Here is a 24,746-nt window from a genome sequence, read left to right as displayed (position 1 = left end):
CCTGTTACCCCCCGATTATCCCTCAGCCCCGGCGACTCTTCCCGCATCGGAACTTGCGCCATGATGCCGCCCCTCGGGCACTTGCGCTAATACCAGGTCCAACACCCGGTCCCATTCCCGGAGTATCCGCGCGGGCTGGGATCGTGCCATCGCCTCGGCCGCCGCCGCGCCCATGCGGCTGCGGGTGAAGGGGTCCGCGATCAGCCCGGCGATAGCCTCGCCCAATACGCCCGGACTCTCGCCCGGCACGAGGATCCCGCTACGGCCCTGTTCCACCATGTCGGCCGGGCCGAAATCGCAGTCGGCGGCGATCACCGGCAGACCGGCGGCCATCGCCTCGCCCAGCACGTTCGGAAACCCTTCATAACGCGACGAAAGCACGAAGATGCCCGCCTCGGCCACCCAGGCGCGCGGCCGGGGGCTGAGCCCGCGCAGCACCACCCGCCCTTCCAGCCCGAGATCACGGATCTGGCCTTCCAGCGCGGCGCGCTCCGGCCCGTCGCCCCAGATGTCCAGCCGCCAGTCGGACCAGCGCGGCGCCACGCGGGCAAAGGCGGCGATCAGCAGGTCGAAGCCCTTCTGATGGGTAAGCCGCCCGACGGCGCAGACCCGCTTCACCTCGCCCGCCGCACGCGCGACATCCGGCGCGGGGACGGGATTGGCGATCGTCACCAGCTTGCCCCGCACGGCGGCGGGAAAGCAGCGCCGCACCGCCTCGGTCTGGCAGACGATGGCGTCGGCCCGCCGGTAGAGCAGGCGCAGCAGCAGGTTCCACAAGGGGTGCGTGCCCTGACGCTCGGGATTGTTGCGCTCGGCGCAGACGAGGCGCGTGGGCGTGCCCAGCGTGGCGAGCGCGGCGATAAGGTTGTTCTTGGTGAGGAACGACACGATCACCTGCGGCCGCTCTTTCGGGCTTCCTCGCCCCCCCCTCCTGCCCAGCAGCACCCGGCGCAGCGCCACGACACGGCCCGCCATACCCGCAAAGCCGCTGCTCCCGCCCAGCCGGTGAAGCACGACCTGCTCCGGCAGGCGATGGAAGATCGGGTCTTCGGGGCGATCGAAGGTGATCACGTCCACCTTATGCCCCGCCCCGCACCAGTGGTGCGCGAGTTGCGCGATCACCTGTTCCGCGCCCCCGGCGCCAAGGCCGGAAGTGAGGATCGCGATGCGCATCGGTCTGGTGGAAAGTGCCAAAGGCGGCCTGCCCTCGTGAAAACCTCAGGATGCACGCAATCTAGCCAAGCGACGGCGCGGCAGGCAGGCGGTCATGCGGTCTAACTCTTTATGGAAGAGATGCTTGTCGGGTTATGGAAGCGGCACCCGACAGGCTCGGGCCGAGCGGCGAATCCGCCCGTTCCCCGGCCTACGCGTCATCCTGAGTGGGTACGCCCTAATCGCGCTCACGCTCCCCCACCCCATCCTCCACACTCCGCCCGAGGGGGCAGGCGCGCCGGGGTGAATTGCGCCTGCCGGAACCGAGGGCAACAGGGAAGTCGGATGATGGATCGGGATAAGCCGCAAGCAAGGTCGGGCCACGCTCAGGCCGCATCCCGGAGCCGGGAAGCCGCGCCGTCGGGCGCCGCGCCCGATGGCGAGATCGGCAACGACGCACCCGCATTCGCTTTATCGCCCGGCCTCAGCGACGGTCCCGGCGGCGTCGGCCAACGCGCGACGCCCAGCCTGGCGGTGCTGGCCGCCTCCGGCCTGCTGGGCGTGCTCTACCTGGGGCTGGTGGGACGCCTGCTGGCCTTCCCGATCGGGCGCGACGAGAACCTCTTCATCGCCGTCTCGCGCCTCTGGGGCACCGGCGACATCTATCGCGACTTCGGCTACAACCACCTGCCCTACCTGCCCTATACCCTGGGCGGCCTCTACTGGCTGACGAGCACGGGGCACTTCCTGCTGCTGGGCCGGCTGCTGATCGCGGCGGCCTGGGCCCTGTCGATCGCGGCGCTCTGGCTGATCGCGCGGCGGCAACGCGTGGGCTTTCCCGCCTTCTTCGCCGCCGCCGTGCTGATGATGGGCAACGTGCTGCTGATCGGGCCGCCGGGCATGCTGGTGAGCAACAACTTCCTGCCGCTGCCTTTCGCGCTGCTGGCCTTCCACTTTCTGCTGGTCGGCCTCGATCGCGAACGCCCCTCGTGGATTGCCTGCTTCGTGGCGGGCGTGCTGGTTTCCGTCGCGGTGGGCTTCAAGGCCAACTACATCTTCCTCGCGCCGTTCCTGGCAGCCGCGACCGTGCTTGCCCCTCTGTCGCGCCCGCTCCGCAACCGGCTCGCCTGCGGCACCCTGCCGCTGGCCCTGGGCGGCCTGACCGGCGGCATCCCCGTGCTGATCGCCATGGCCTCCGACCCGGACGCCTTCTTCGCCCACACCATCCGCTACTTCACCCAGCTCCAGCCGGTTTACTGGGACCACTCCACCGAACCCAAGATCGTCAGCGTCGCGCAGAAGGTGCTGCTGGCGGAGGACATCTGGACCTCCAACGCCACCCTGCTCGCGCTCGTCGGAGCAGTGGCGTTGGTGGCCCTTCCGCTGCGGCGGCGCGGCTGGCGGGACGGGTTGCTGGCGGTCTGGTCCTGGCCGGTGGTGCTGGCCCTGGCGCTGGCGCTTATGGGCGTGGTCATTTCCTTCGTACCAAGCCCGTCCTTCCCCCAGTATTTCGTGCCGCCGATTCCCTTCCTGGTCCTGCTGGTCGTGCTGCTGCGCGCCCGCACCCTGGGCGAGAACCGGCTGGCGGCCGATGCCCTGCTGCTCTCGCTGGCCTTCGTGGCGCTGCTCTGCGCCACTTCGCGCCTGGGGCCGGGCCTCGTCTCGTTGGCGCGACCGGGATCCTGGGTGGGCATCAAGAACCATGGCGAGATGCGCCGTCTGGTGCGCAGCGCGGGTGCCTCGTCCGGAGACACGGTAGCGACGCTCTCGCCGCTGCTGGCCATGGAAGGCGGACTATCCGTGCCTGGCGAATTCGCCCCCGGCCAGTTCATCTACCGCGTGGCCGACTACCTCTCGCCCAGCGATCGTACCTATTGGACGACGACATCGCCGACGCATCTTGTCTCCTGGCTCGACGCCAACCGGCCCGCGACCATCCTCATCGGCGGCGACGAACCGCTGGAACAGCCCTTCGCCGACTATGCGCGCAGCCACGGCTATCTCGAATTCGCCAGCCGCCCGGACGGCACCGGCCCGGTGCTCTATCGACGCCCGCTGAAAGCGGATGACGGGCTGGAGTAGGCTGCCGGCACTGTCGTCGTCCCGGACCTGCCTGCCCCCGCGAAAGCGGGGGATCCGGGACCGCTGGCCGAGCCACGCCCAACTCTCGGCTGGGCCCGAAGGCGGCTCATCGCGAGGGTGCGTCTAAAGAACTGCCAGCGGTCCCGGATCAGGTCCGGGACGACGATGATCTGCAATCCCTCCCGAAATGGCCCAACCGCGCATTTGCTGCCCTGCGCTTAACCCTTTGGCACTCCCACTGGCTAAAGCTGCCTAACCCGGATGAACACTTCTCCGCCGGCCCGCTCTGCCCTTAACCTTCCTTCATCGCCCGGAGAAATTCTCCTGCAAATTCCGATACCGGAGATGCGGTCATGAAAGTCGTTCTGCTCGCTGGGGGCCTGGGTTCCCGCCTTGCCGAAGAAACGGTTCGTATTCCCAAGCCTATGGTCGAAGTGGCCGGTCGGCCGATCATGCTCCATGTCATGGATATCTACGACCGCTGGGGCCACAACGACTTCATCGTCGCCTGCGGTTACAAGGCCATGGCGATCAAGAGCTTCTTCCAGGACCTCCATCTCATGTCGAACGACTTCACGGTCGGCATCGGCAATGGCGAGATGGCCCTGCGGCCCACGTCCAAGATCGACTGGCGCGTCTCGGTGGTCGATACCGGCCTGGCCACGATGACCGGTGGGCGCCTCAAGCGGCTCCGCTCGTGGCTGGACGACGAGACCTTCATGGTCACCTATTCGGACGGCGTCGGCAATGTCGACCTGGACGCGCTGCTGGCGTTCCACCGCTCGCACGGCAAGCTGGCCACCGTCACCGCGGTGCAGCCGCCCGCCCGCTTCGGCAACCTGGAGCTGGGCCCGTGCGACGGCAACGGCGGCCAGGTGGTGGAGTTCACCGAGAAGGTCATCAAGTACGAAACCTGGATCAACGGCGGCTTCTTCGTCTTCGAGCCGGGCGTGCTGGACTACCTGACCGGCGACGAGGAACCGCTGGAGCAGGCGCCGCTGACGCGCCTGGCCCATGACGGCCAACTCATGGCCTACAAGCACAAGGGCTTCTGGCACCCGATGGACACCGTGCGCGACCGCGACACGCTGGACAAGCTGGGCTGCCAGGCGATGCCGCCTTGGATGGATTTCGAGAACGGCCAGCCGGTGCTCAGCACCGATGCGCCCGTGAAGCTGCAACATGCCTGAAAAAGGCTCAATGGATCAGGCGCTTGTTTCGGCATATCGGGGCAAGCGGATTCTGGTGACCGGCCACACCGGCTTCAAGGGTGGCTGGTTATGCCTCTGGCTCAGGCAACTGGGCGCAGAGGTCACCGGGGTCGCCTTGCACCGCCCCCCGCAAGGCCCTGACATGTTTCACTCGGTCGACCTCGGGGGGCTGGTCGACCACCGCATCGCCGACATCCGCGATGCCGCCGCCTATGCGCAGGCCTGCCAGGGCGTGGAGCCGGACCTCGTGTTCCACCTCGCCGCGCAGGCGCTGGTGCGGCCGTCCTACGACGACCCGGTGGAGACTTTCGCCACCAACGTCACCGGCACGGCGGTCGTGCTGGACGCGGTGCGGCGGATGCCCTCGGTGCGCGGCGTGGTCGTGGTCACCAGCGACAAGTGCTACGAGAACCGCGAGTGGGAATGGCCCTACCGCGAGACCGACGAACTGGGCGGAGCCGACCCCTACAGCGCTTCCAAGGGCTGCACCGAACTGGTCGCCGCCGCGTTCCGGCGCTCGTACTTTTCCGATCCCGCCGGCTGCCAGATCGCCACCGTGCGTGCGGGCAACGTGATCGGCGGGGGTGACAACTCACTCGACCGCCTGCTGCCCGACGTCGTGCGCGCCACCATGGCCGGCACCGCCGTGACCATCCGCAACCCGGCCAGCGTGCGCCCCTGGCAGCACGTGCTGGAGCCGCTCGCGGGCTACCTGATGCTGGGTGCGCGGTTGCTTGGGGAGCAGGCGCCGCGCTTTGCCGAGGCTTGGAACTTCGGCCCCAGCGCCGATGGCTTCATCGACGTCGAGGAAATCGCGCGCCACTTCCAGCGGGCCTGGGGCCCCGGTGTGGCGCAGATCGCCTTCGGCCGCCGCCCCGACGATCCGCACGAGGCGGGAATGCTCACGCTCGACAGCAGCAAGGCCCACGCCCGCCTCGGCTGGCGCCCGCGCCTCTCGACCGAGCAGGCCGTGACCATGAGCGCCGAATGGTACCGCGCCTTCGCGGCCGGAAACGAAGACATGCGCGCCTTCAGCGAGGCGCAGATCGCCCGGTACGCGGGCGGATTCACCGAAACACTCCAGGGGGAAGCACTATGCGCGTAAATTACGGCCAGACTGTTCACGGCGAAGAGGAAATCGCCGCCGTCATGGAAGTCCTGCGGACGTCGACCCAGATGGGGCCCAAGGTACGGGCCATGCAGGAACAGGTCTCGGCGCTGTTCGCCAAGGACCACGGCATCATGGTCAATTCCGGCTCTTCCGCGAACTACCTCGCGATCGAGCTGCTGAACCTGCCCGAGGGCAGCGAGGTGATCACCCCCGCGCTCACTTTCGCCACCACCGTGGCGCCGATCGTGCGTTCGCGCCTGGTCCCGGCTTTCGTGGACTCGGCGGTCGGCACCTACAACATCGACGTCGAGAAGATCGAGGCGATGATCGGGCCGAACACCAAGGCGATGATGATCCCCTCCCTGATCGGCAACCTGCCAGACTGGGACCGCATCCGCGAGATCGCCGACAAGCACGGCCTGATGGTGGTGGAAGACAGCGCCGACACCCTGGGCGCCACCCTGCGCGGCACCAGCACCGGCACCCGCTCGCACATCTCCACCACCAGCTTCTACGGCTCGCACGTCATCAATGCGGCAGGTAACGGCGGAATGCTCTGCGTTTCGGACGAAGACCTTGCCCGCCGCGCGCTGCTGCTGCGTTCCTGGGGCCGCACCAGCTCGCTCTACGTCGATTCCGAAAGCATCGAGAAGCGCTTCAACGTGGCGCTCGACGGCATCGACTACGACGCCAAGTTCCTGTTCGACGAACTGGGCTTCAACGTCGAACCTTCGGAGATGGGCGCCGCCTTCGGCCTCGTCCAGCTCAAGAAGCTCGACAACAACATCGCCGCCCGCGAACACAACTTCGCGCGGCAGTATCAGTTCTTCAAGCAGTACGAGGACTGGTTCGTCTTGCCCGAACAGCTGCCGGAATCGCGCACGGGCTGGCTCGCCTTCCCGCTCACCATTCGCGAGGACGCACCCTTCACCCGCACCCAGATGCAGATCTGGCTGGAAGAGCGCGACATCCAGACCCGCCCGGTCTTCACCGGCAACATCCTGCGCCAGCCGGCCATGAAGGACGTGACGCTCAAGGCTCCGCCCGAAGGCTGCCCCGTGGCCGACGCGGTGATGAAGGGCGGCATCCTGCTCGCCTGCCATCACGGCCTGACCGAGGAACACATCGACTTCATGCACGAAACTTTCGAAGGCTTCGTCCGCTCGCTCTCGGTCACACCCTCGCGGGAGACGGCCAATGCTTGAGATGCCGATCCCCGAACAGAACGCCACCGACATCCTGTCCGAGTGCCGCGCCTGCAAGGCGCCCGCGCCCTACCTGTTCCTGCCGCTGGGCGACCATGCCCCCGGCCAGATGCTGATCCGTCCGGACGATCTCGACGGCGAGCAGCCCGCGTTCCCGCTCAACACCCAGGTCTGCCTGGAATGCGGACTGGTGGAGATCGCCGATCAGATCCCGGCCGACTTCTTCCGCCACTACCTCTACGTGCCTTCGGGCGCCGCGCGGATGCACAGCCACTTCGCGGATTTCGCGCAGGTGCTGGCAGAGCGCGCCGAGGACGGGCTGATCGTCGACATCGGCAGCAACGACGGGCTGCTGCTGGCTGCCTGCAACGCCCTGGGCTGCAAGACGCTGGGCTTCGACCCGGCCGAGAACATCGCCGCCATGGCCGCCGAGCGCGGGGTCGAAACCCACATCGACTACTTCACGCCGACCTCGGCCGCCCTGGTCCGCTCGCAGCGCGGCCCGGCGAAAGTGATCTCCACCACGAACACTTTCAACCACATCGGCGACCTCCATACTTTCATGGAAGCGATCTGCATCCTGCTCTCGGACGACGGGACGTTCGTGATCGAGGTGCCCCGCGCCAAGGAATATATCGACCACACCGAGTTCGATAACATCTACCACGAGCACGTCTCCGAGTTCAGCCTGCTGTCGATCGTCAAGCTCGCGGCGTTCTTCGACCTCGAAGTGACCGACGCGCTCTCTCTGCCCGACATCCACGGCGGCTCGATGCGCGTGTTCCTGAACCGCAAGGCGGCCGGCATCGGTCCCTCGCATTCGGTGGGCGACATGCTGCGCGACGAGCTGGCGGGCGGGATGCTGCTGCCGGAAACTTACGACGCCCTGGCGCGCGACGTGGAGGACATGGGCCGCGACGTGCGTGCCATGCTCGACGAGATGAAGGCGCAAGGGCTGAAGATCGCCGGCTACGGCGCTTCGGCGCGCGGCAATACGCTGATCACCCATTTCGGGATCGACACCAGCTATCTCGACTTCCTGGTGGACCGCAATCCGCTGAAACACGGCCTCTACTCGCCGAACACGCGCATTCCGATCCGCCCGGTCGAAGCCATCGAGGAAGAAAAGCCGGACGTGCTGTTCGTCCTGGCCTGGAACTTCTTCGACGAGATCTTCGAACAGCAGGCCGCGTTCCGCGCGCGTGGCGGCAAGTTCCTGGTGCCTCTGCCGGTGCCGCGTATCGTCTGCTGAACGAAAACCAGATCGGGTCGACCGGACGCCGCGCGGCACGGTCGGCCCGAGCCACATTGGGGGGAGGGTTGCCCAGTGCCCGAAGGCGTAACGCTGCTTACCGGTGCCGGCGGCTTCATCGGCGCCCATCTCGTCCGCCACCTTCTGGAAGAGGGCGGCCTCAATGATGCGGCAAAGGTCCATGTCATCGTGCGGCCCTCCACCGAACTCGGTCGCCTCTCGCCCTTTGCCGAGCGCCTGACGATCCACCGCATCGACCTGGCCGACCGGCTGGAGATCCAGCGCTGCATCCGCGCGCTCCGGCCCCGCCGCGTATTCCACCTTGCCGCCGAGACCCGCCTGCCGCCGCACCCGGATTTCTCCGCCGCGCGCGGGGCGGCCGCGATCTACCTCCAGCCGGCACTGAACCTGCTGGAGCCGCTGGCCGAACTGCCCGAGCCGCCCGAAGCGGTGGTGCGCGCCGGCACGATCGCCGAATACGGACACGCGCCGCTGCCCTATTGCGAGCAGGACCGCGCCGTGCCCTCCACGCCCTACGGCGCCGGGATGCTGGCGACCACCGAGGCGATCGCCATGCTAAGCCCGCGCCTGCCCTTCCCGGTGGTGACCGCGCGGCTGGCGCTCTGCTATGGTCCCGGACAAGCGGCGAGCTTCCTCATCCCCGCGTTGATCCGGGCCTGCCTCGACCGCCAGCCGATGGTCATCCGCCGCCCAGCCGACCGGCGCGACCTGCTCCACGTCGACGATGCGGTGGACGCCCTGCTCCATATCGCCCGCCTCGCCCCCGATGCGGCCACTGATTCCGGGCGCGACATCGACTGCGTCAACGTCTGCACCGGCCTGGCCCCGACGATGGACGAAGTGGCCCATCGGATCGAAGCCCTGACCGGCTGCCCGGAAGGCTTCCTTGCCCGCGCCGCGTTGTCGGACGATGGGCAGGCCGCCGCCCCGGCGACCCTGCTCTCCAGCCCCGACCTCGCCACCGAACGTCTCGGCTGGCGCTATCGCATCGATCTCGACGAAGGCCTCGCCCGCACTGTCGCGGACGAGCAACTCATGTGCACGAAAGCAGGTTAGCCCCGTGAACGCCGAGCCGAAGACCCTGGTTTCCATCCTCGTTCCCGCCTTCAACGAGGAACTCAACGTCGTGCGCTGCTACGAATCGATCGTGCGCGTCTTCGAGAAGCTGCCCGACTACAGCTACGAGATCATCGTCACCGACAACCATTCGACAGACCGCACCTTCGAACTGCTGGAAGACCTCGCCCGCAAGGATCCGGCTCTGAAGGTCATTCGCTTTTCGCGCAACTACGGCTACCAGCGCTCGCTGCTCTGCGCCTACAAGGCGGCGACGGGCGCCTGCTCGATCCAGCTCGACTGCGACCTTCAGGATCCGCCCGAACTGATCCCCGAGATGCTCGGGCTATGGCGCAACGGTCACCAGGTGGTCTACGGCATCCGCCGCTCGCTGAAGGACGGCTTCTTCGTCGCCACGCTGCGCCGGATGTTCTACCGCTTCATCACCTGGATCAGCGACGACGACCTGCCGGTCAACGCCGGGGAGTTCCGCCTGGTCGACCGCCGCATCCTGGTGGAACTGCACAAGGTGGAAGACGCCTCGCCCTACTTGCGCGGGCTGATCAGCGCGATGGGCTTCTCGCAGGTCGGGCTGGAGTACGACCGCGGCGACCGCATCGCCGGGGAGAGCAAGTTCCCGCTCAAGTCGATGATCTCGCTGGCCGTCGATGGTGTGCTCAATCACTCGCTGATGCCGCTGCGGATCGCCTCGATCGCGGGCATCGTCATCGGCGTGCTCTCCATGGTGCTGACGTTCATCTACCTCGTCGGCCGCGTGCTGCTGGGCCAGGCTTGGCCCGCCGGTTTCGCGACCACGACGATCCTGCTGCTGATGTCGATCTCGATCAACGCGGTGTTCATGGGCATCCTGGGCGAATATGTCGGGCGGCTGTTCCTCCAGGCCAAGCCGGGGACGAAACCGATCGTCGAGCAGAAGCTCAACTTCCCCGAAGTTATCGCGCTGGTCGCGCGCGAAAGACAGTGACGCGGGTGAGCACGAAGAGCACCCCCGCGTAAGTGCAGATCGCGGCGCCCTGCACCAGGGCGCTGCGATCGAAGCCCGCCGCCCGCCCCATCGCCACCACGGCAAGGTTCGCGGCATAGGCGATCAGGAAGGCCACCCCATAGCGCAGCGCCTCGGCCCTTGTGGCGCGGTGGCGCGCGCGGAAGGTCAGGTGGCGGTGGAGGCCGTAGGAGATCGGCAGGCCCAGCGCGAAGCCCGCCATGTTCGCCGCATAGTCTCCCAGTCCCAGCCGCAGCCCGCCCAGGATCAGGCCATAGCCGATCGCGGTATTGCCCAGCCCCACCAGCACGAACCGCACCAGTGTAGCCGCCTCGCGTCCCAGTGACGCGGCTGCGGTGCGGCCCAGGTCTGCGCGAGAATCAGTGCGGGTCAAGGGCATCTTCCTGTTGCGACGGGGTCGCGCTCAGGGTGCGCATCGCCGCAGCGGCGGGCAATCACCCGGAAGCATAGCGCCTTCGGTCATTCGGAAGGCCCGGCGTTCGCACAAGTGGTAGGGACCGGTCGGCGCGCCCGCCTGCCGTCTATGCCGTTCTCCATAAGTCTTTCGGAGGACCGCCGCTGACGATTCATGGCAATTGACCGGAATTGGTCCGTCGTGTTCTCTCGTTCACGTTCAAGGCCTTGTCCTGAACTTAGCAAAGGGCCGCGCTGCATGGCCTTCTCCATCTGTCGGCGCGGCAAACAGCCAGGGAGCGCGACGTGACGGAGCCGAGTGCAGGACCGCTTGTCCATATCGGATTCCACGAAAGCTCTTCCCCCGCTCTTGCGCTCGACCGGCAGGCCACGCTCACGATCGAAACGCCGAGCAAGCCCCCGCGCGGGAAGAAGAGCGACGGCGCGTTCAATCCCACCGTCCACGGGTTGCGCGGCATAGCCGCCACCATGGTGTTCCTGGCCCACGTGATCGGCGGCCTCGGCGAGAACGTCTATCCACAGAGCCACAGCTATCTCGCCCTCACCGAGCTGCCGTGGAACTTCGGCCGCTGGGGCGTATGGCTGTTTTTCGTGATCAGCGGCTACGTGATCCTGCCCAGCGTCCTGCGCTATACCCCGCGCGAGTTCGCGCTTCGGCGCTTCTTCCGGCTCTACCCGCTGTTCCTGGCCTTCTCGCTGCTGTTCATCGCCATGAACGCCTGGAGCAACGCCTATCCGGAGGTCAATTCCCTCGGCGCCATCATCCCGGCGCTGCTGATGGTCAACCTGCTGACCGGGACCGAGCAGCTCACGCCCAATGCCTGGAGCCTGAGCTACGAAGTGCTGTTCTACGCCATGGCCTGCCTGACCGCGCATGTCGCGCTGCGCCGCCCGTTCGGCGCTGCGGCGGACCGCGTGGCGACCGTGCTGCTGGCGCTGGCGAGCGCCTGGCTGATCTACCGGTTCCCGGCAATGGCGTTCTTCGCCGCCGGGATCGTCGCCCGCCTGCTCGACGAACGTGGCCTGCGCCCGTCCGGCGCCTGGCATCCTTTATGGGAAGTCGCGGCCTTCGCCGGCTGCCTCTACTTCGGCTCGGTGCAGCACTACGGTTTCACGCAAAAGGAGATGGGCGATCCCCATGCCTATGCGATGCTGTTCTTCACCGCCGCCTACTTCCACATGGCGATCGGCCCGAACAGCCTGACCGCGCGCCTGCTGGACCGCCCGGCGATCTTCTACCTCGGCACGGTGAGCTACAGCCTCTACCTCGCCCACCCCTACACGTACTTCGCGGCCCGCCAGATCTTCGTGCATTTCGGCCTGTTCGGTCCGAACTGGCCCCTGTCGCTGGCGCTGTTCCTGGTGGTGGTGGTGCCGGTGACACTGGGCTTCACGCACATCGTCTACCGCCTGCTGGAGCGCTATCCCTACCATTGGTACTTCCACGAGCGCGTCTTCCACCGCAACCGGGCGAAGGGCGCGGCGTAGGTCGGCAAGTCTGGGCGGCGTGGACAAATTCAACGTCAGCTAAATGGCAGCAATGGGGCGAGTGCTGAACGGCGCAGATTTTCGTTTTGGAGGTGGGAAGCTGCCTTTAGGGCTCGATGGCGAATGAGGCGATCCCTACAAAGACGGAGGTCAGAGACCACGGAACCAGGCAGAAGCTTGTGGTGACCTGTCTTCGACCATCTCGGTTGAACGCGTAAGAGACGCCGAACGGAATTCCGATAACCCAGAGCAGGTTCCATCGCGACCAGAAGCTGACCTCATTGACCAGCAGCAACACGCCAAAAACAAGCAGGGTCACTGTCGCGAACTGAGCGAACAGGCGAGCGAGGAATACGGCATCGGTTCTGATGATTGGGGTGGCTTCCATGATGCCATGCTATCTGCAAAGCGAAACGTCTGCAAAGGGGCGCAACCGGACTGTCTGATTCGCCCACGCACCCTAGGTTTCTGGTTTCCCGCATATTTCGATTCGTCAAGTGATCCCACCTGATTAGAAACTGCCCTAGCGCTTCTTCTTCACCGGGGCCTTCTTCTTGACCGGTGCTTTCTTCGTCTCCGCCTTCTTGTCCTTACAGGGCCATTCCTTGCGCGTAGCGGCGAAGACCTGCTCGGAAGCCGAGCCCTTGCGGTCTTCGGGATTGCGCCGCAGGTAGTCCACCGTCACGCCCTTGAGCTGGCTGATCGTCACGTCCGCCGGGATGCAGCTATCCAGCTTGCTGGCCTTGCGCGTGGTGTTGAAGGCATCGACCGCGCCGGTGATATAGGCAATGCACTCATAGGTATTCTCGACATAGGTATTGCTGCCGCGCTCGGCCGTGCAGACGGCGTAAAGCTCATCCCCCGTATAGAAACCGGCGTTCGCGGCCACCGGAAACAGGCCGAGCGGTGCGACCAGCGCCATGCAGGCCAGCGTTCTGGACTTCATTCTCGAATCTCCAACCATGCCGCAGACCCTTGGGACAAATGCCGGCTCCGTCAATGCCCAGGACGTAGACCTAAGCCGGCGGCAGGGGTGCCGAACGCTTGGGATGCTGCATGACCACCAGCGTCTTGAACGCCCGGACGTGCTCCTCGCCATGCAGCACGCGGCGCGAGAAGGCGTCGTAGTGTTCCATGTCCTGCGCCGCCACCTGGAGCACCAGGTCGTGATCGCCGGTGACGTACCAGACGTCGATCACCTCGCGCGCCTGTCTTAGCCGCGCGACGAGATCGTCCACCACCCGTCCCTTGTCGGTCTCCAGCGTGACCAGCACGATCATCGTCACCAGCCACCCCATCGTCCGTGGCGGCACCAGCGCCATTTCCCGCTCGATCGCGCCCTGCTCGCGCAAGGCCCTGACCCGGCGGTAACAGGCGGGCGCGGACAGCCCTACCGCCTCGGACAAGTCCGGCATCGAGATCCGCGCGTCGCGCTGGAGTTCGGTAAGGATGCGCAAGTCGAACGCATCGGGCATGACTGACAATCTCCGATAAAATTTATCGCCGCCCCGCCATCATAGAGCACCTTTATCGCCGCTCGACGATAAAAGCATCGCCGAATCCAAACGCCCAATCGAGAATTCCATGGTCTTTCGTCGCCTAAAAACGCATTCCACATCCAGCGATTTCGCGCCGCTCGCCGCCGTCGCCACAGCCATGGTGTCGATCTGCTGGGGCGCCTCGGTGGCAAAGACCCTGTTCCCGGTGATCGGACCCGCTGGAACCACCGCGCTGCGCCTGGGACTGGCGGCGGCGATTCTCTGCGGCGTGTTCCGCGTCTGGCGCCAGCCGCTCGATCGACGCATGCTGCGTGCCGCGCTGCCTTACGGCGTGGCGCTGGGCTGCATGAACCTGCTGTTCTACTTCTCGATCCAGCGCATCCCGCTCGGCATCGCTCTCGCCACTGAGTTCACCGGCCCGCTGGCGGTGGCGACTTTCGCCTCGCGCCGCCGCGTCGACCTCGCCTGGATCGGACTCGCCGTGGCGGGACTGGCGCTGTTGCTGCCGCTCGATGTCTCGCACCAGGCGATCGATCCGGTGGGCGTCCTGCTGGCGCTGGCTGCGGGCGTGTTCTGGGGCGCCTATATCCTGCTCGGCAAGCGCGCGGGCGAGGCCCTTGGCGCCGCCGCACCGGCCTATGGCATGACCGTGGGTGCACTGGTCGCCCTCCCCTTCGGCGTGGCCCAGGCCGGTGCGACGCTGCTCCAGCCGCACGTTCTGGCAATTGCCCTGGTGGTCGCCGTCTTTTCCAGCGCAATCCCCTACTCGCTGGAGATGTTCGCCCTGCGCCGCCTGCCGACCAAGAGCTTCGGCATCCTCACCAGCGGCGAGCCCGCCGTCGGCGCGCTGGCGGGTGTGCTGCTGCTGGGCGAGATGCTGTCGCCGCCGCAATGGCTGGGGATTGCCGCCATCGTCGGCGCCACGATCGGCACCACCCTCACCGCCGGTCCCAATAAACCTGTCGTCAGCGAGGCCTGATCCGGCCAGCACGGCTTGCGCCCAGCCCGGATTGCGCGCATGCGTCGGCAATGCCGCAAGCCTCTGACATCCAGCTCGCCATCTTCTCCCAGGCGGTCGACGCCCTAGGCGGGCAACGCGCCCTGGCCCGGCATCTGGGCATCGCCGAACGCGAAGTGCGCGAATGGATCTCGGGCGAAGTTCCGATCAGCTATGCCACCTTGCGCGAAACCGCGCGGGCCCTGATCGCCCATTCGGACATGTGCCGCCGCCTCGAACGCAAGCTCTCCCCCGCCTTCAGCGAGAACCTGACCGAAAGCCAATTGGAAGGCCTCGCTCAGCCCGAAAGCAGGCGTCCTGTAGCGGACTGACGGACGGACAGACAGGCTGGCTAAATGGCCGGCCAAAAGAAAGGCCCCACGGAAACTCCGCGGGGCCCCAAGGATTGGGTCCAGTCCGAAATGCATTCCGAAGACGCGCGATGCGACCGCCGGGCAGCGTTCCAAAGATGCCGAGCGCAAATTCCGCGATAGCGGAAGAGGGTTCGCACTTGCGCACGGCAGCAGGTTAATTCCCGAAGGATGTATTTGTTCCCGAAAGAAAAGATTAATTTCGCAAGTGCGGAAATAGCGGGGACCGAAGCGGGCTCGTGCGTGCCGGCCAACGGCTGATCGGGTTCGCGTGGATATGCGCACCGCCGGCGAGTATCGCCTCAAGGATGTACTGGAGTTAATCGCGCCTGCCCTTCCCCGGCACCGCGAACCGCGATACGGCGCCTGCGGGGAACATATTTTGTTAGCAGGGGGAAATCATGAAGCATTTCATGACTGCGATGGCCGTCGGCCTCGCATCTGTCGCTGTGCCCGCCGCGGCGCAGGACGTTCAGCAGACTACCACGAAGTTCATGCCGGCCAGCACGTCGATGACGGTAACGCCGCAGGCGGAAATCTCGTCGAAGCATGTTGAAGAGGGGCAGAAGTTCACGTTCACCACGGTAGGAGACGTCAAGGAAGGCGAAACCGTCGTGATCCCGCGCGGATCCACCGTTACAGGCACGGTCACGTGGAAGACCGGCCGCGCCATCGGCGGTAAGTCCGGCAAGTTCGAAGTGACGTTCAACACGGTCAACGTCGGCGGCAAGGACTATGCCGTGCGCGGCGTCCACCGCCAGGAGGGTCGCGGAAATACCGTGGGCGCCCTGCTGGGATCTATCTGGATCAGCGGCAAATCCGCAGTGATGATGCCAGGCCAGGAAGTCTCGATCTTCACGGCCGAGGCGATCCCTTACTCCTGACGTCTTCCAGGCGGCTGACCGTTCCTCCAGCCGCCTTTTCGCACCCACCGCAAGAAGCGCCAAGCGCCGCGACGATACGGCATGCCGCCGCCACACCACCTGCCGAAACTGTTGGAAAAGGTGGTGAGCCCTGCTGGGGTATTCACCACTTGAAAAACAACGCCAGGAATCCAATATCTCTTGCATTACAGCCGTTTTGATGGACGTACTGCGAGACAAACTGTGAGACAATCGAAGGCGAGGGAAGAGCAATTGGCTGCGGCTGTCAGGTATGTGCGGAAGCGAAACGATGTGTTCCAGTACGAGCGCCGGGTTCCCGAACGAGTAAAGCAAGATGCCGGACAGTTCGCCGTGCACTTTGGCTCCAAAGCCCTTTTCCGCCGATCCCTTCGCACAACCAGCATTGCGGAAATGCACGCGGCCTGCATCCCTGTTCATCTTGAATTTGAGCAAAAGGTAGCCGCTGCAACGGGCCAAGCTTCCATCGCCCTCATTTCCCCACCACCAGCACCTTCTCGAAATCCACTTCGGAAGGTCACCCAAGCCGATCTGAACGAACTTACAGATCTTTATCGTAGGCTGGTGATCGAACCGCTTGAGCGCGACCACATTCGCGCTGACGCCGACCCGGCATATGCCGAAGAATATGAGCGAATGATCTACGAGCTCGAGCTTCACGCCGAGGACGAGGAGCAAGCCCTCCACACACGCCACGGCGGCAATGGTCAGCATGAAACGCCAGCCGAAACCGCCGCTTGGGTGATCGAAAACAGAGGCTGGGAGGCGCCTATTGGCTCTCCCGAATTCGGCGCAGTTACCGGAGCCATTCGAGCAGGCACCCTCCGGGGACGTAAAGAGGCTCAAGCACTGATCCTGGGCGAAACCGCACCGCGACTTAGGGACGCCGCATCAGCAGAGACAAAGCCCGTCCAAACCCTAGGAGAAGCCGTGGAAGTGTACCTTAGGCAAAAGGATCACCCTGCCCGAACAGAAACTGAAGTTCGATCCTCGTTGCGGCTGTTCGAAACCGTGATTGGGAACAAGCGCCTTGACGCCCTGACGCGCCGAGACTTTCAAAGTTTTGCTGAACACCTCGCGAAACAGGTGATCGGCGGCAAAACCCTAGGCAGCATTACAAGGCCAGCTAGTCGCGCAACGTTGAAAAAGCGCATCGGATTGCTTCGCGCCGTTATCAATTACGCGATAGACAAGGATGCCTTTTCAGGCCCCAATCCAGCAAGCGGAATCAATGTCGATGTTTACGCTGCCCGCGCTAACCGAGCGATCATGCCCGAAAAACGTCGCTTCACCGTTGATGAAATGAACCTCGTTTTTCGACACCCTTGGTTTATGGGATGCAAATCTTCCTCGCCTGTACAGTCCCATCAACGCGGCGAATATCGCATGACGGGCGCGGAGTACTGGGTGCCTGTCGTTGCGGCATATACCGGATGCCGTGCCAGCGAGTTGGGAGGCCTTATGCTTGGCGAGGTCATCCTCGACTCCACCGCCCCGCACATTGTTGTCCGTGATAACAAGTGGCGCCGGACAAAGAAGGGTGAGGCCCGCAAAGTGCCAATTTTGGATGCACTCATGGAGCTCGGCTTTGCCGAGTATATACAGCGCACCAAAGCGACCGGCGCAGAACGCGTTTTCCCTGATTGGAAGCCGCCAAGCGGCAAAAACACGGATCGCAACGACGACAAGCAATGGTCGAATGGACGGGTGATCCGGTCCTTCAATCGAACTGTGATGCGCCAGATGCTCGGAGATCGGTTGCCTCTGGAAGCAAGACAGGAAGTAACGTTTCACGGATTCCGTGGAGCGTTCAAGGCGATGCTCGGGAATAGCGAGTACAAACTACACCCCAACATCATTCATGAGGTGGTCGGGCACGAGAAGGGCGGCATGGACGCTATTTACGTTGGCGAAATCCCCATTGAAGAGACTTATCCAGCCGTTCGAGGCTGCCGCTACAAGGGTTTGATTGTCCCTCAACCCGCGAGGGCACCATAGGCGTGTTCAAGATTATCGAACACCTTGCGAAATTACGTTCGATTTTTTCTTGGAGCCCTGGATGCAAGCCATAACTCTCTGTTTAATAATGATTTTTATTTAATGTCACTTCTAAAAGACCGAAAATAGCAATTTCGAATTTGTTACTTTACTTTTAAAAAACGATTTCTTGCGCTCGGGCAAAACGTGCGTAAACGGACTGGCTCTATTCGAAGGAGCCAAAATAATGCCCTCTGGTACTTTGCATTCACATCCTCGCCGTCATTGGTCCGAGTCATGACGGCGCCTGCTGTTCGTCGGCCTCCGAAAGGCGACGCTTGGATCCGCCAAATATTTGACAAGCAAGCGTTGCTTGATCCCGACGGAATAGTTTTCCGGCGGGCGTCCAGTGTGGAGCGCCATGCTTCACATGGCCTTTTGCTTCATCATTGCGGCAAACGGGGTTTCGATTTGACCCGCATCGGCACCCATTACCTAATTCATCGACCCGGCGTTGAGCCCGCGAAGTGCATCGCCTCGGTGTGATGAATGGCGCTTCGCCTTCCTGCCGATTTCGATGAGCCGTTTCCCCCACTGAATTCGATGTAAAATGCTTACGATCTGGCGCCCATCGTTCAAACAATCAATTTCAAGGTAAACATAAATGAACCGTAAAAATCGATTATTAGGCTCAAAATTGCTATTAATTATAAATATATTTAAATATATCTTAATATCAGAGAATGATTATGGCAGTAGAAGGCGTTATAAATTCGGATTCTAATAATCTCGAAAGCCCCTATGGTGACTCCATTTACCTTTCCCTGCGGCACCAACCGAAGTCCAAGGCGGCGATCTCATCGGTAAACCTGATCGCGGCAGACATTACAGCAAGGGCAAGGACACTCTCAAACCATAAAGAAATTGTCGGGGCAATCGTCGCCGACCTGTTGCGTGGTCAATCCTTGTTTCCGCCGCAACCCTGCTATCGAGCAATGAACAATGCGTCATTCACCGGATTTCACCACGGATATAAGCCCTTTGTTGCCGTTCGGAATGGGCTTGTAGGAAAAGGGTATCTCCGGTTTGTCCGTGGTCAGCAGCCTTTCGATGATATACCCGGCAAAGTATCGCGGTTTCATTCCACCGATAAATTGATCTTGCTCCTTTCAGCAGCTGGGATCACTCCTGCCAGCTTTAGCGAGCATTTCGGCGTCCGTACTGACATTCCCTTGGTTCATAACTCAGTTCGGTTGAAAACGGCTTCTACGCGCGGTTCTTGGCCGAAGATACACGGAAAGCCAATGACCGTGAAGCCAAGCGCCGAAGTCGTCCAGCTTGAAGAGGAGGTTCATCAAATCAATGAATTCCTACGCCAGCAAAATTTCGATGGAATGCTGTTTGATGGACTTTTCCGAAGCTTCAACGAGGGCGATCAGAGGGGCTTTGATTGGAACAAGGGCGGCAGATTGTATGCTGTGGGTGGCGGCTTCCAAGCCATAGATAAGTATAAAGAACGGCCCCTAATCCGAATCAACGGGGAGGCCACCGTTGAAGTCGATATCTGCGCCAGCCATCTGACCATCTTCCACGCGCTTATGAAGACCCCTTTGCCGGGTTCTGGCGATCCCTATTCCACCGGAGAGATAGGAAGGAATGGGGTCAAACTATTCTGCGCAATCACTCTTGGCAGCGGTAAGATTCCTTCTCAATGGTCCCCTAACGCCCGGGAGGATTACCTAAAGGATTATAATAAAAGAGTTAGAAATGGACTGCCCCTGTCAGGAGAGACCGGTGATCTTCCGAAGGATTATCCGTTCCGGCAGGTAAGAGAGATTGCCATACGGCATATCCCTCTTCTTAAATCAGTTGAAGGCAGCGGGATTACATGGGCTGACTTCCAATTCCTTGAAAGCCAAATCCTAATTAAGTCTATCAATAATTTGATAACAGAGGGGATACCCACCCTTCCCCTTCATGATTCGCTTATCTCAAGACAAAGTGATTCTGAAAGAGTTTCCCAAGTCATAATACGGAACTTCAAAGACAGAATGGGAGAAAGATGTTATACAAAGATCAAATAATATATAAATATTATACGTCCTATACTATCATACTAGTTCCCTTTTCATAATGACCCCGGCAAGCACTCCTAGTGCGTGCGAATTTAAAGCCCGTACAGCGCATCCAACCCCCCTCGCGGTAGGATGGGTCATATTTTTTGATTTATGCGCCGTACGGGCTTCTGAGGGCATTTTAGCTCACATTCAACACCACAGACGCCGATCAATCGCGACTAAGCCACCGTCACTCTTTGGTTTTCCGACTGTCAGTGTGACGTTAGAGGCAATCGGGGTTGGGAGTAGAAATGGACTCGTTTCAGCCCTCCTGAACCATTCTAAGACATACCCCCTTCCCCAAAGTCCATAATTGAGGCGCGAGAGAGCTAGAACGTCTCTTCCACCACGATCTCATCGCCATTCATGGTGTAGGTTACCCGCCCGTCGGCTGGATCGTCGCGCCACCTTCCCGGACCAGCACCAGGAGTGACATCAACTGCGCGCCAGATGATTTGAGCGCCTTCCAGCCGACAATCGTTCTTCCAAAAGGTATTGTCCGACGAGCGACGGTAGGAAACACGGATGATCCCGCCCGCCATCGGCACGGCTTTCATGGAAGCAGTAGGCTGTTGAAACAGTTTTGCGATCCCTGCCTTGCAGATCAAGGCCGCCTTCACCGGGTCGATAATCGCTGATGGAGTTGCCATCGCATTGGTTTCGGCGACCGGGGAGGTAGGCGCATCAGACGCCACCTGAGTTGGCCCCTCGCATCCTACAAGGGAAAGCGAACATAGAAGAGGAAAGGATATCCCTGCCTTCATCGCAGCTTCCTCGTTTCGCCGTAAGGGTCAGTAACCTCAAGGGATACAATGGTATCCGTCTTAGAATTCCACATGCATGTATAACGGGAGGTTAGCTTCGCACCGAAACCGTTGGTGGAGTCGAACTTCTTCGAAACAACGCCAATGTCGCCCTCCGCATGGAAATACCCGCCCCATTCAGGATCGAACGAGTCTTCCGAAACCAAGACGCTTTTAACTGCCAGGTCGCACATCGCATTGGTATTAGTCTCGCTGGGGCCACGGGAGGCCTCTTCAATCTTAGCAGCCTGTTCATCCTTTAGGTGCTGAACTGCTGATTGCTGAAAAGAATAAACTGTGTAACCGAAGAGCGCGAGCGCTCCTATGCCAAGGACGGTCAAGCAGCCGAAGCATCCCCGCTTCGCCGCCGGTCCATCATCAAAAACGCTATCCCACCAGTCCTTTTGCCGCTTTGGCTCAACAACAGCTTCGCCCTCCTCGGAAGGTTGCGGATTCTCAATTGAAGTCATGCCCCCTCTTTCCAGCGCGGAAGATTCACCGCGCTACCAATTGCCTATGTCCCCATCATGGGGACAACCGCAAGTGGCTTTATCCCGGCGGCCTTACTTTCTGTTGGGACACTTCAATGCATCGCGGTTGGGTGATATCGCCTGATTACCGAACTTTAATCAGCGCTTTATCCGCAGTTCGCCAAGAATTAAGGATTAGCCAAAGAGAACTGGCGAGGCGGGTCGGAAAACCCCCGTCCTTTATCAATAAGATAGAATTGCTTGAACGCCGCCTTGATGTGCAAGAATTTATTGTAATTGCAGAGGCATTAGGTCAAGAGCCCGGCCTTTTGCTACAAACGATGCGCGACCAGTTGGGAGAGAATCCTTCTATTTAATGTTAATCGCTTTCACGAGACTCAACTGCATGTCGAGAGCCTCCCGACATGCCTCGCGTGAATTGGAACATGAAATAAAGTAGGACGCGCCGGGTGGGATGATAAAGTACGGCTAATCAATGAATTAAGTGAATTTTACTCAATCATTTTTTGAGAATTCCATCTCACATCCAAACCCGCGCAGTACTACCCCTTAAGAACGTCTTCGAAGATGAAATCACCTTGGTCACAAACTACGCTCAGCCTCATTCCTCGCTTGCGAGCTGCCAGACGGACCTTTTGCACAGTCGTATCGACAGACGGATAGCGAGAGCAGACAATCAAAAGAGCTTTCTGCTCTTGAAGCCAAGGCTGACAGTCAGGATGCTCTACCGTAGCCAAAAGCTGCCGACACGCTTGGTCAAGGTCTTTTCCCTTCAGCTCGACAACAATGCTGCCAACGCCAATCTTTCGGACGATCCAATCAGCCTTCTTTCCGTCCTTTACGAGGCACTTATCAACTTGAATTTTCTGGAAAGTGCTTCTGCCAGGATTTTTGAAATTAGCCCGCCGCCCCCGCTCCTTGACCGTCACGTTGGACCCGTCCACCTCTTCAACACAAGCTGTCGCGCACATGGATCAATCCTCCGGGAATTCAATATCGAGAAGCTTCCCGAACGTGGCAGACACCTCATCTGAAACACTATCGATATACGAGGCCTCAATCATCCCATCCACCCCCAGAATGTCGACTAACGTCCCGTCCGCAATGGCATAAGCCTTAACTCGTGAAGGGGTGAGCCAACAATCTCTGTCTACAACTCCCGATACGGCAGCAACATTCTTCTTCTGCCTACCTATAGCGCCAGCTTTTAAATAGTTATTCAATTTGGCCAAAATATACGGGCTATGAGTAGTTAGGATTAAACTTCTTTTTTGTTTTTTCGAAACGAGTTGCCCGATTAGGAAATCCATCAAAAGGCTTTGCGCTGCCGGAAATAGGTGAGCCTCCGGTTCCTCTATGTAAAATAGATCACCAGCACCATCCGATGAGCCTCTGTCAGCATAATAATCGAGCAATAGCCACATCGGCAAAAGTTCTTGCTGACCGCTGGACAGAGCGTTGAACGGCACAACTCTTCCGTCGTTCGTCTCGACGAACTCAAGGTCGCCTTCAAATTTTATTTTCCCGCCAAACAACTCGCTCATAACAGCATCTCGCGCACGCTTCGCGTCTCGGTCAGCCCTTCCGAACGCCCGGCGGCCAGCGAAATCGCGTAGGGACGCAAAAATCTTTGCAAAACGTATGGTAACCGGATCGAGACTGCTCGCTTGCTCAATCGCCGCAACCAATCGGCCAATACTTGTAAAGTAAGCCCTGCCTGCCGGAACAAAAACTTGGCGATCAACGTAATGAGAGCCGAGAACTTTTCCTAATAGATTTTCAGACTTTTCTCGCACGCGCCAAGAACCATCAGAGCGACGCAATATTGCATCTTCCTCAACTTCTAAGGCCTTAAGACGACTATACGCCAATACCAGCTCAGAGTACTGTAACTTAAAAAAGTCGCTGAAAGTTACAGCTACTTCCTCAGACGGCACCCCTTTCGACATCCTGCGAAGAAAGCGAATGGAAAAGTCGCCGGCTTGAAAGCTTATATTAAAGCGTTTAGCCCCCCAAGCGCTCGACGGAAACCAGCGCCGAAAGAGTTTGGCGGTATCTTTTTTAAACTCGTCAAACTCGATACCCTTCTCCGCACAAGCATATTGTCGTGCGAGCACATCTATGCAGAAGTAAAAGAGCTTCGTTGTAACGCTCTTACCGCTGCCCTGAGGACCGATCAAAACGGTCACTGGCGCCAACTCAAAGCGCGCAAGCTTGATGCAGCTAAAGTCCTCTATGGTTAGCGTAATCATGCACTTCCCCCTTACACCCCTGCCCCATGCATACATTCTTCGGCAGGAGCAAGTGTAGAGGAGGAAGCGCTTACGAAGAGGTATGCCCAAGCGGCTCACAACTTGTAAGTATTGAGCCCGCCTTCCAGCCAGCACTCTGTTTGGATCATAAGATATCATCTTGCATTATGACCTATGGCTCATAATAATATGGTATCTTTTGAGCGACTCGAAGGGGCATTTATGAGCAGGCTGGCATATTATCGGGTATCGACTGGCGATCAGTCCATTGAAGCGCAGCGCTCTTCACTGCCAGGGCCTTTCGACAAGGAGTTTGCAGACGAGGGCGTTTCCGGTGCGATCCCAGCCGAAAGCCGTCCGGGATTTGCCGCCATGCTCAACTATGTTCGAGAGGGGGATACCATTCACGTTGCCTCTATCGACCGGCTTGGACGCGACGCTCTTAATGTCCAAGCGACTGTGCGGAAGCTCATCGAAAAGGGCGTCACCGTTGAAGTGCTTGGCCTTGGCGCTATCGCAAAGGGCGTAGGCGAACTCATTGTCGCCGTTCTCGCTCAAATTGCAGATATGGAGCGCACCCGGATCAAGGAGCGCTGCGATGCAGGCAGGGACGCAGCCAGAGCATCGCTAACGACAACAGGGAAGACCCATAGAGGGAAGGCAAGCCTTGGACGACCAATGGCAAACGATGCAGCAACCGTTGCGCGTTGGCGTACCGAACACGAGGCAAGCATCCAAGTGACAGCTACTCATTTCAATTTGTCACCAGCAACGGTGAAACGGTACTGCGCATCTACTAATACAATTAAGTCGAAAGCTTAAATTGTATGTACCAACGCTTGCCGCATCAACCCGCGAGATGCTATAGACAGATTTACCTTGCAGCCGGCGAAGGGCAATTCAGCTCTTCCCGTAAAAAAGGAGAACATTAGGAATATTGAAACTTGACCGATACGACACCCAAAGAGGCCATTGGCCTAAAGTGCTACGATTGTAATTATGACGAATTATCTGCTGGTACATTTTTACAGCAGACCGCCGCCTGTATAAATACAAGTTGCCCATTGCATGAGCATCGCCCCCTTCCTCGATCCTGTCGAGTTGGTGGTGAAATGGATGTCGATGCTATACGAGAAATTCGAGAAATGATTGATCGGGTAAATCGGGAGCGAACCAACCGGTAATGACCCTTCAAACGACCGGCAAACCCGGTCGTTTCGAGCGCCACAGCGCAATCAGGGCCTTCCCATAGGGGAGAGGCCCTTTTCCTGGCCCACGGCCTGCCGCGCGTCAGTTGACTGGCTTTTCACGCCCACCTCTG

24 protein-coding genes are annotated in these 24,746 nt (G+C 60.8%); 15 read left to right on the top strand and 9 right to left on the bottom strand.

What is annotated here, in order from left to right:
• Nucleotides 1–15: 15 nt before the first annotated feature.
• Nucleotides 16–1,173: a glycosyltransferase family 4 protein gene (locus tag ACI3K3_RS02055; protein WP_404911707.1), complete on the bottom strand. Its 1,158-nt coding sequence runs from the start codon at nucleotides 1,171–1,173 to the stop codon at nucleotides 16–18.
• Between the two features lie 324 nt (nucleotides 1,174–1,497).
• On the opposite strand from ACI3K3_RS02055, the gene ACI3K3_RS02050 reads away from it, so the two are divergent.
• From ACI3K3_RS02050 to ACI3K3_RS02020, 7 genes are all read left to right on the top strand, one after another.
• The gene (locus tag ACI3K3_RS02050) at nucleotides 1,498–3,234 is read left to right on the top strand and encodes a hypothetical protein (RefSeq protein ID WP_404911706.1); all 1,737 of its coding nucleotides are present in this window, start codon (nucleotides 1,498–1,500) and stop codon (nucleotides 3,232–3,234) included.
• 353 nt (nucleotides 3,235–3,587) lie between these two features.
• Nucleotides 3,588–4,424 carry a glucose-1-phosphate cytidylyltransferase gene (gene rfbF, locus ACI3K3_RS02045; RefSeq protein WP_404911705.1) on the top strand — a complete coding sequence of 279 codons (837 nt, stop codon included), beginning with the start codon at nucleotides 3,588–3,590 and terminating at the stop codon, nucleotides 4,422–4,424.
• A 10-nt stretch (nucleotides 4,425–4,434) separates the two neighbouring features.
• A complete protein-coding gene (gene rfbG / locus ACI3K3_RS02040) occupies nucleotides 4,435–5,550 on the top strand; it encodes a CDP-glucose 4,6-dehydratase (protein WP_404911704.1) in 1,116 nt (371 codons plus the stop codon).
• Nucleotides 5,541–6,761, top strand: coding sequence for a DegT/DnrJ/EryC1/StrS family aminotransferase (locus ACI3K3_RS02035; protein ID WP_404911703.1), 1,221 nt, complete (start codon nucleotides 5,541–5,543; stop codon nucleotides 6,759–6,761). Before rfbG ends, ACI3K3_RS02035 begins: the two co-directional genes overlap by 10 nt.
• The gene (locus ACI3K3_RS02030; protein WP_404911702.1) at nucleotides 6,754–8,013 is read left to right on the top strand and encodes a class I SAM-dependent methyltransferase; all 1,260 of its coding nucleotides are present in this window, start codon (nucleotides 6,754–6,756) and stop codon (nucleotides 8,011–8,013) included. Before ACI3K3_RS02035 ends, ACI3K3_RS02030 begins: the two co-directional genes overlap by 8 nt.
• 75 nt (nucleotides 8,014–8,088) lie before the next feature.
• Nucleotides 8,089–9,090, top strand: a complete 1,002-nt coding sequence (locus ACI3K3_RS02025; RefSeq protein ID WP_404911701.1) for an NAD-dependent epimerase/dehydratase family protein — start codon at nucleotides 8,089–8,091, stop codon at nucleotides 9,088–9,090.
• A 4-nt stretch (nucleotides 9,091–9,094) separates the two neighbouring features.
• On the top strand, nucleotides 9,095–10,075 hold the full coding sequence (locus ACI3K3_RS02020; protein WP_404911700.1) for a glycosyltransferase family 2 protein: 981 nt from the start codon (nucleotides 9,095–9,097) through the stop codon (nucleotides 10,073–10,075).
• Here the strand turns inward: ACI3K3_RS02020 and ACI3K3_RS02015 are convergent.
• Complete coding sequence (locus tag ACI3K3_RS02015; RefSeq protein WP_404911699.1) at nucleotides 10,044–10,487, bottom strand: GtrA family protein; 444 nt, start codon at nucleotides 10,485–10,487, stop codon at nucleotides 10,044–10,046. The genes ACI3K3_RS02020 and ACI3K3_RS02015 overlap by 32 nt on opposite strands.
• Nucleotides 10,488–10,813: 326 nt before the next feature.
• On the opposite strand from ACI3K3_RS02015, the gene ACI3K3_RS02010 reads away from it, so the two are divergent.
• A complete protein-coding gene (locus ACI3K3_RS02010) occupies nucleotides 10,814–12,016 on the top strand; it encodes an acyltransferase family protein (RefSeq protein WP_404911698.1) in 1,203 nt (400 codons plus the stop codon).
• A gap of 106 nt (nucleotides 12,017–12,122) precedes the next feature.
• Here ACI3K3_RS02010 and ACI3K3_RS02005 read toward each other — a convergent pair whose 3' ends face one another.
• The 3 genes from ACI3K3_RS02005 to ACI3K3_RS01995 form a co-directional block, all read right to left on the bottom strand.
• The gene (locus ACI3K3_RS02005; RefSeq protein ID WP_404911697.1) at nucleotides 12,123–12,404 is read right to left on the bottom strand and encodes a hypothetical protein; all 282 of its coding nucleotides are present in this window, start codon (nucleotides 12,402–12,404) and stop codon (nucleotides 12,123–12,125) included.
• Nucleotides 12,405–12,539: 135 nt separating this feature from the next.
• Nucleotides 12,540–12,962, bottom strand: a complete 423-nt coding sequence (locus ACI3K3_RS02000; RefSeq protein WP_404911696.1) for a Rap1a/Tai family immunity protein — start codon at nucleotides 12,960–12,962, stop codon at nucleotides 12,540–12,542.
• A 70-nt stretch (nucleotides 12,963–13,032) separates the two neighbouring features.
• Complete coding sequence (locus ACI3K3_RS01995; protein ID WP_313435459.1) at nucleotides 13,033–13,491, bottom strand: Lrp/AsnC family transcriptional regulator; 459 nt, start codon at nucleotides 13,489–13,491, stop codon at nucleotides 13,033–13,035.
• Nucleotides 13,492–13,600: 109 nt separating this feature from the next.
• Between ACI3K3_RS01995 and ACI3K3_RS01990 the strand changes: the two genes are divergently transcribed.
• The 5 genes from ACI3K3_RS01990 (at nucleotide 13,601) to ACI3K3_RS01970 (ending at nucleotide 19,846) form a co-directional block, all read left to right on the top strand.
• Nucleotides 13,601–14,494, top strand: a complete 894-nt coding sequence (locus ACI3K3_RS01990; protein ID WP_404911695.1) for an EamA family transporter — start codon at nucleotides 13,601–13,603, stop codon at nucleotides 14,492–14,494.
• Between the two features lie 50 nt (nucleotides 14,495–14,544).
• A complete protein-coding gene (locus tag ACI3K3_RS01985; RefSeq protein WP_404911694.1) occupies nucleotides 14,545–14,844 on the top strand; it encodes a YdaS family helix-turn-helix protein in 300 nt (99 codons plus the stop codon).
• 440 nt (nucleotides 14,845–15,284) lie between these two features.
• Nucleotides 15,285–15,767: a hypothetical protein gene (locus ACI3K3_RS01980; protein WP_404911693.1), complete on the top strand. Its 483-nt coding sequence runs from the start codon at nucleotides 15,285–15,287 to the stop codon at nucleotides 15,765–15,767.
• Between the two features lie 291 nt (nucleotides 15,768–16,058).
• On the top strand, nucleotides 16,059–17,783 hold the full coding sequence (locus tag ACI3K3_RS01975; protein ID WP_404911692.1) for a tyrosine-type recombinase/integrase: 1,725 nt from the start codon (nucleotides 16,059–16,061) through the stop codon (nucleotides 17,781–17,783).
• A gap of 722 nt (nucleotides 17,784–18,505) precedes the next feature.
• The gene (locus ACI3K3_RS01970; RefSeq protein ID WP_404911691.1) at nucleotides 18,506–19,846 is read left to right on the top strand and encodes a hypothetical protein; all 1,341 of its coding nucleotides are present in this window, start codon (nucleotides 18,506–18,508) and stop codon (nucleotides 19,844–19,846) included.
• Between the two features lie 362 nt (nucleotides 19,847–20,208).
• On the opposite strand, the gene ACI3K3_RS01965 is transcribed toward ACI3K3_RS01970, so the two are convergent.
• Both ACI3K3_RS01965 and ACI3K3_RS01960 read right to left on the bottom strand, forming a co-directional pair.
• Nucleotides 20,209–20,574 carry a hypothetical protein gene (locus ACI3K3_RS01965; protein WP_404911690.1) on the bottom strand — a complete coding sequence of 122 codons (366 nt, stop codon included), beginning with the start codon at nucleotides 20,572–20,574 and terminating at the stop codon, nucleotides 20,209–20,211.
• A gap of 65 nt (nucleotides 20,575–20,639) precedes the next feature.
• The gene (locus ACI3K3_RS01960) at nucleotides 20,640–21,152 is read right to left on the bottom strand and encodes a hypothetical protein (protein ID WP_404911689.1); all 513 of its coding nucleotides are present in this window, start codon (nucleotides 21,150–21,152) and stop codon (nucleotides 20,640–20,642) included.
• 116 nt (nucleotides 21,153–21,268) lie between these two features.
• Between ACI3K3_RS01960 and ACI3K3_RS01955 the strand changes: the two genes are divergently transcribed.
• Nucleotides 21,269–21,529 (top strand): helix-turn-helix domain-containing protein, encoded by a 261-nt coding sequence (locus ACI3K3_RS01955; RefSeq protein WP_404911688.1) that lies wholly within the window; start codon nucleotides 21,269–21,271, stop codon nucleotides 21,527–21,529.
• A 186-nt stretch (nucleotides 21,530–21,715) separates the two neighbouring features.
• Here the strand turns inward: ACI3K3_RS01955 and ACI3K3_RS01950 are convergent, their stop codons facing one another.
• Both ACI3K3_RS01950 and ACI3K3_RS01945 read right to left on the bottom strand, forming a co-directional pair.
• Entirely contained in the window at nucleotides 21,716–22,144 is a 429-nt protein-coding gene (locus tag ACI3K3_RS01950) for a hypothetical protein (RefSeq protein WP_404911687.1), read from the bottom strand.
• Nucleotides 22,145–22,147: 3 nt separating this feature from the next.
• On the bottom strand, nucleotides 22,148–23,425 hold the full coding sequence (locus tag ACI3K3_RS01945; protein ID WP_404911686.1) for an AAA family ATPase: 1,278 nt from the start codon (nucleotides 23,423–23,425) through the stop codon (nucleotides 22,148–22,150).
• 174 nt (nucleotides 23,426–23,599) lie between these two features.
• Here ACI3K3_RS01945 and ACI3K3_RS01940 point away from each other — a divergent pair, with 174 nt between their 5' ends.
• Nucleotides 23,600–24,247, top strand: coding sequence for a recombinase family protein (locus tag ACI3K3_RS01940; RefSeq protein ID WP_404911685.1), 648 nt, complete (start codon nucleotides 23,600–23,602; stop codon nucleotides 24,245–24,247).
• The last annotated feature ends 499 nt before the right edge of the window (nucleotides 24,248–24,746 follow it).

It is taken from the genome of Novosphingobium sp. ZW T3_23, from assembly GCF_044987305.1.
Taxonomy (GTDB): domain Bacteria; phylum Pseudomonadota; class Alphaproteobacteria; order Sphingomonadales; family Sphingomonadaceae; genus Novosphingobium.
This window is presented reverse-complemented; position numbering and strand designations above follow the sequence as displayed.

Bases quoted from the DNA above. Each gene is read 5' to 3' on its own strand.
- ACI3K3_RS02000 (WP_404911696.1), bottom strand. From the start codon at position 12,962: ATGAAGTCCAGAACGCTGGCCTGCATGGCGCTGGTCGCACCGCTCGGC.
- ACI3K3_RS01995 (WP_313435459.1), bottom strand. From the start codon at position 13,491: ATGCCCGATGCGTTCGACTTGCGCATCCTTACCGAACTCCAGCGCGAC.
- ACI3K3_RS02035 (WP_404911703.1), top strand. From the start codon at position 5,541: ATGCGCGTAAATTACGGCCAGACTGTTCACGGCGAAGAGGAAATCGCC.
- ACI3K3_RS01950 (WP_404911687.1), bottom strand. From the start codon at position 22,144: ATGTGCGCGACAGCTTGTGTTGAAGAGGTGGACGGGTCCAACGTGACG.
- ACI3K3_RS01955 (WP_404911688.1), top strand. From the start codon at position 21,269: ATGCATCGCGGTTGGGTGATATCGCCTGATTACCGAACTTTAATCAGC.
- ACI3K3_RS02050 (WP_404911706.1), top strand. From the start codon at position 1,498: ATGATGGATCGGGATAAGCCGCAAGCAAGGTCGGGCCACGCTCAGGCC.
- ACI3K3_RS01990 (WP_404911695.1), top strand. From the start codon at position 13,601: ATGGTCTTTCGTCGCCTAAAAACGCATTCCACATCCAGCGATTTCGCG.
- rfbG (WP_404911704.1), top strand. From the start codon at position 4,435: ATGGATCAGGCGCTTGTTTCGGCATATCGGGGCAAGCGGATTCTGGTG.
- ACI3K3_RS02005 (WP_404911697.1), bottom strand. From the start codon at position 12,404: ATGGAAGCCACCCCAATCATCAGAACCGATGCCGTATTCCTCGCTCGC.
- ACI3K3_RS02055 (WP_404911707.1), bottom strand. From the start codon at position 1,173: ATGCGCATCGCGATCCTCACTTCCGGCCTTGGCGCCGGGGGCGCGGAA.
- ACI3K3_RS01985 (WP_404911694.1), top strand. From the start codon at position 14,545: ATGCCGCAAGCCTCTGACATCCAGCTCGCCATCTTCTCCCAGGCGGTC.
- ACI3K3_RS02030 (WP_404911702.1), top strand. From the start codon at position 6,754: ATGCTTGAGATGCCGATCCCCGAACAGAACGCCACCGACATCCTGTCC.
- ACI3K3_RS01945 (WP_404911686.1), bottom strand. From the start codon at position 23,425: ATGATTACGCTAACCATAGAGGACTTTAGCTGCATCAAGCTTGCGCGC.
- ACI3K3_RS01970 (WP_404911691.1), top strand. From the start codon at position 18,506: ATGATTATGGCAGTAGAAGGCGTTATAAATTCGGATTCTAATAATCTC.
- rfbF (WP_404911705.1), top strand. From the start codon at position 3,588: ATGAAAGTCGTTCTGCTCGCTGGGGGCCTGGGTTCCCGCCTTGCCGAA.
- ACI3K3_RS01980 (WP_404911693.1), top strand. From the start codon at position 15,285: ATGAAGCATTTCATGACTGCGATGGCCGTCGGCCTCGCATCTGTCGCT.
- ACI3K3_RS01960 (WP_404911689.1), bottom strand. From the start codon at position 21,152: ATGACTTCAATTGAGAATCCGCAACCTTCCGAGGAGGGCGAAGCTGTT.
- ACI3K3_RS01940 (WP_404911685.1), top strand. From the start codon at position 23,600: ATGGCTCATAATAATATGGTATCTTTTGAGCGACTCGAAGGGGCATTT.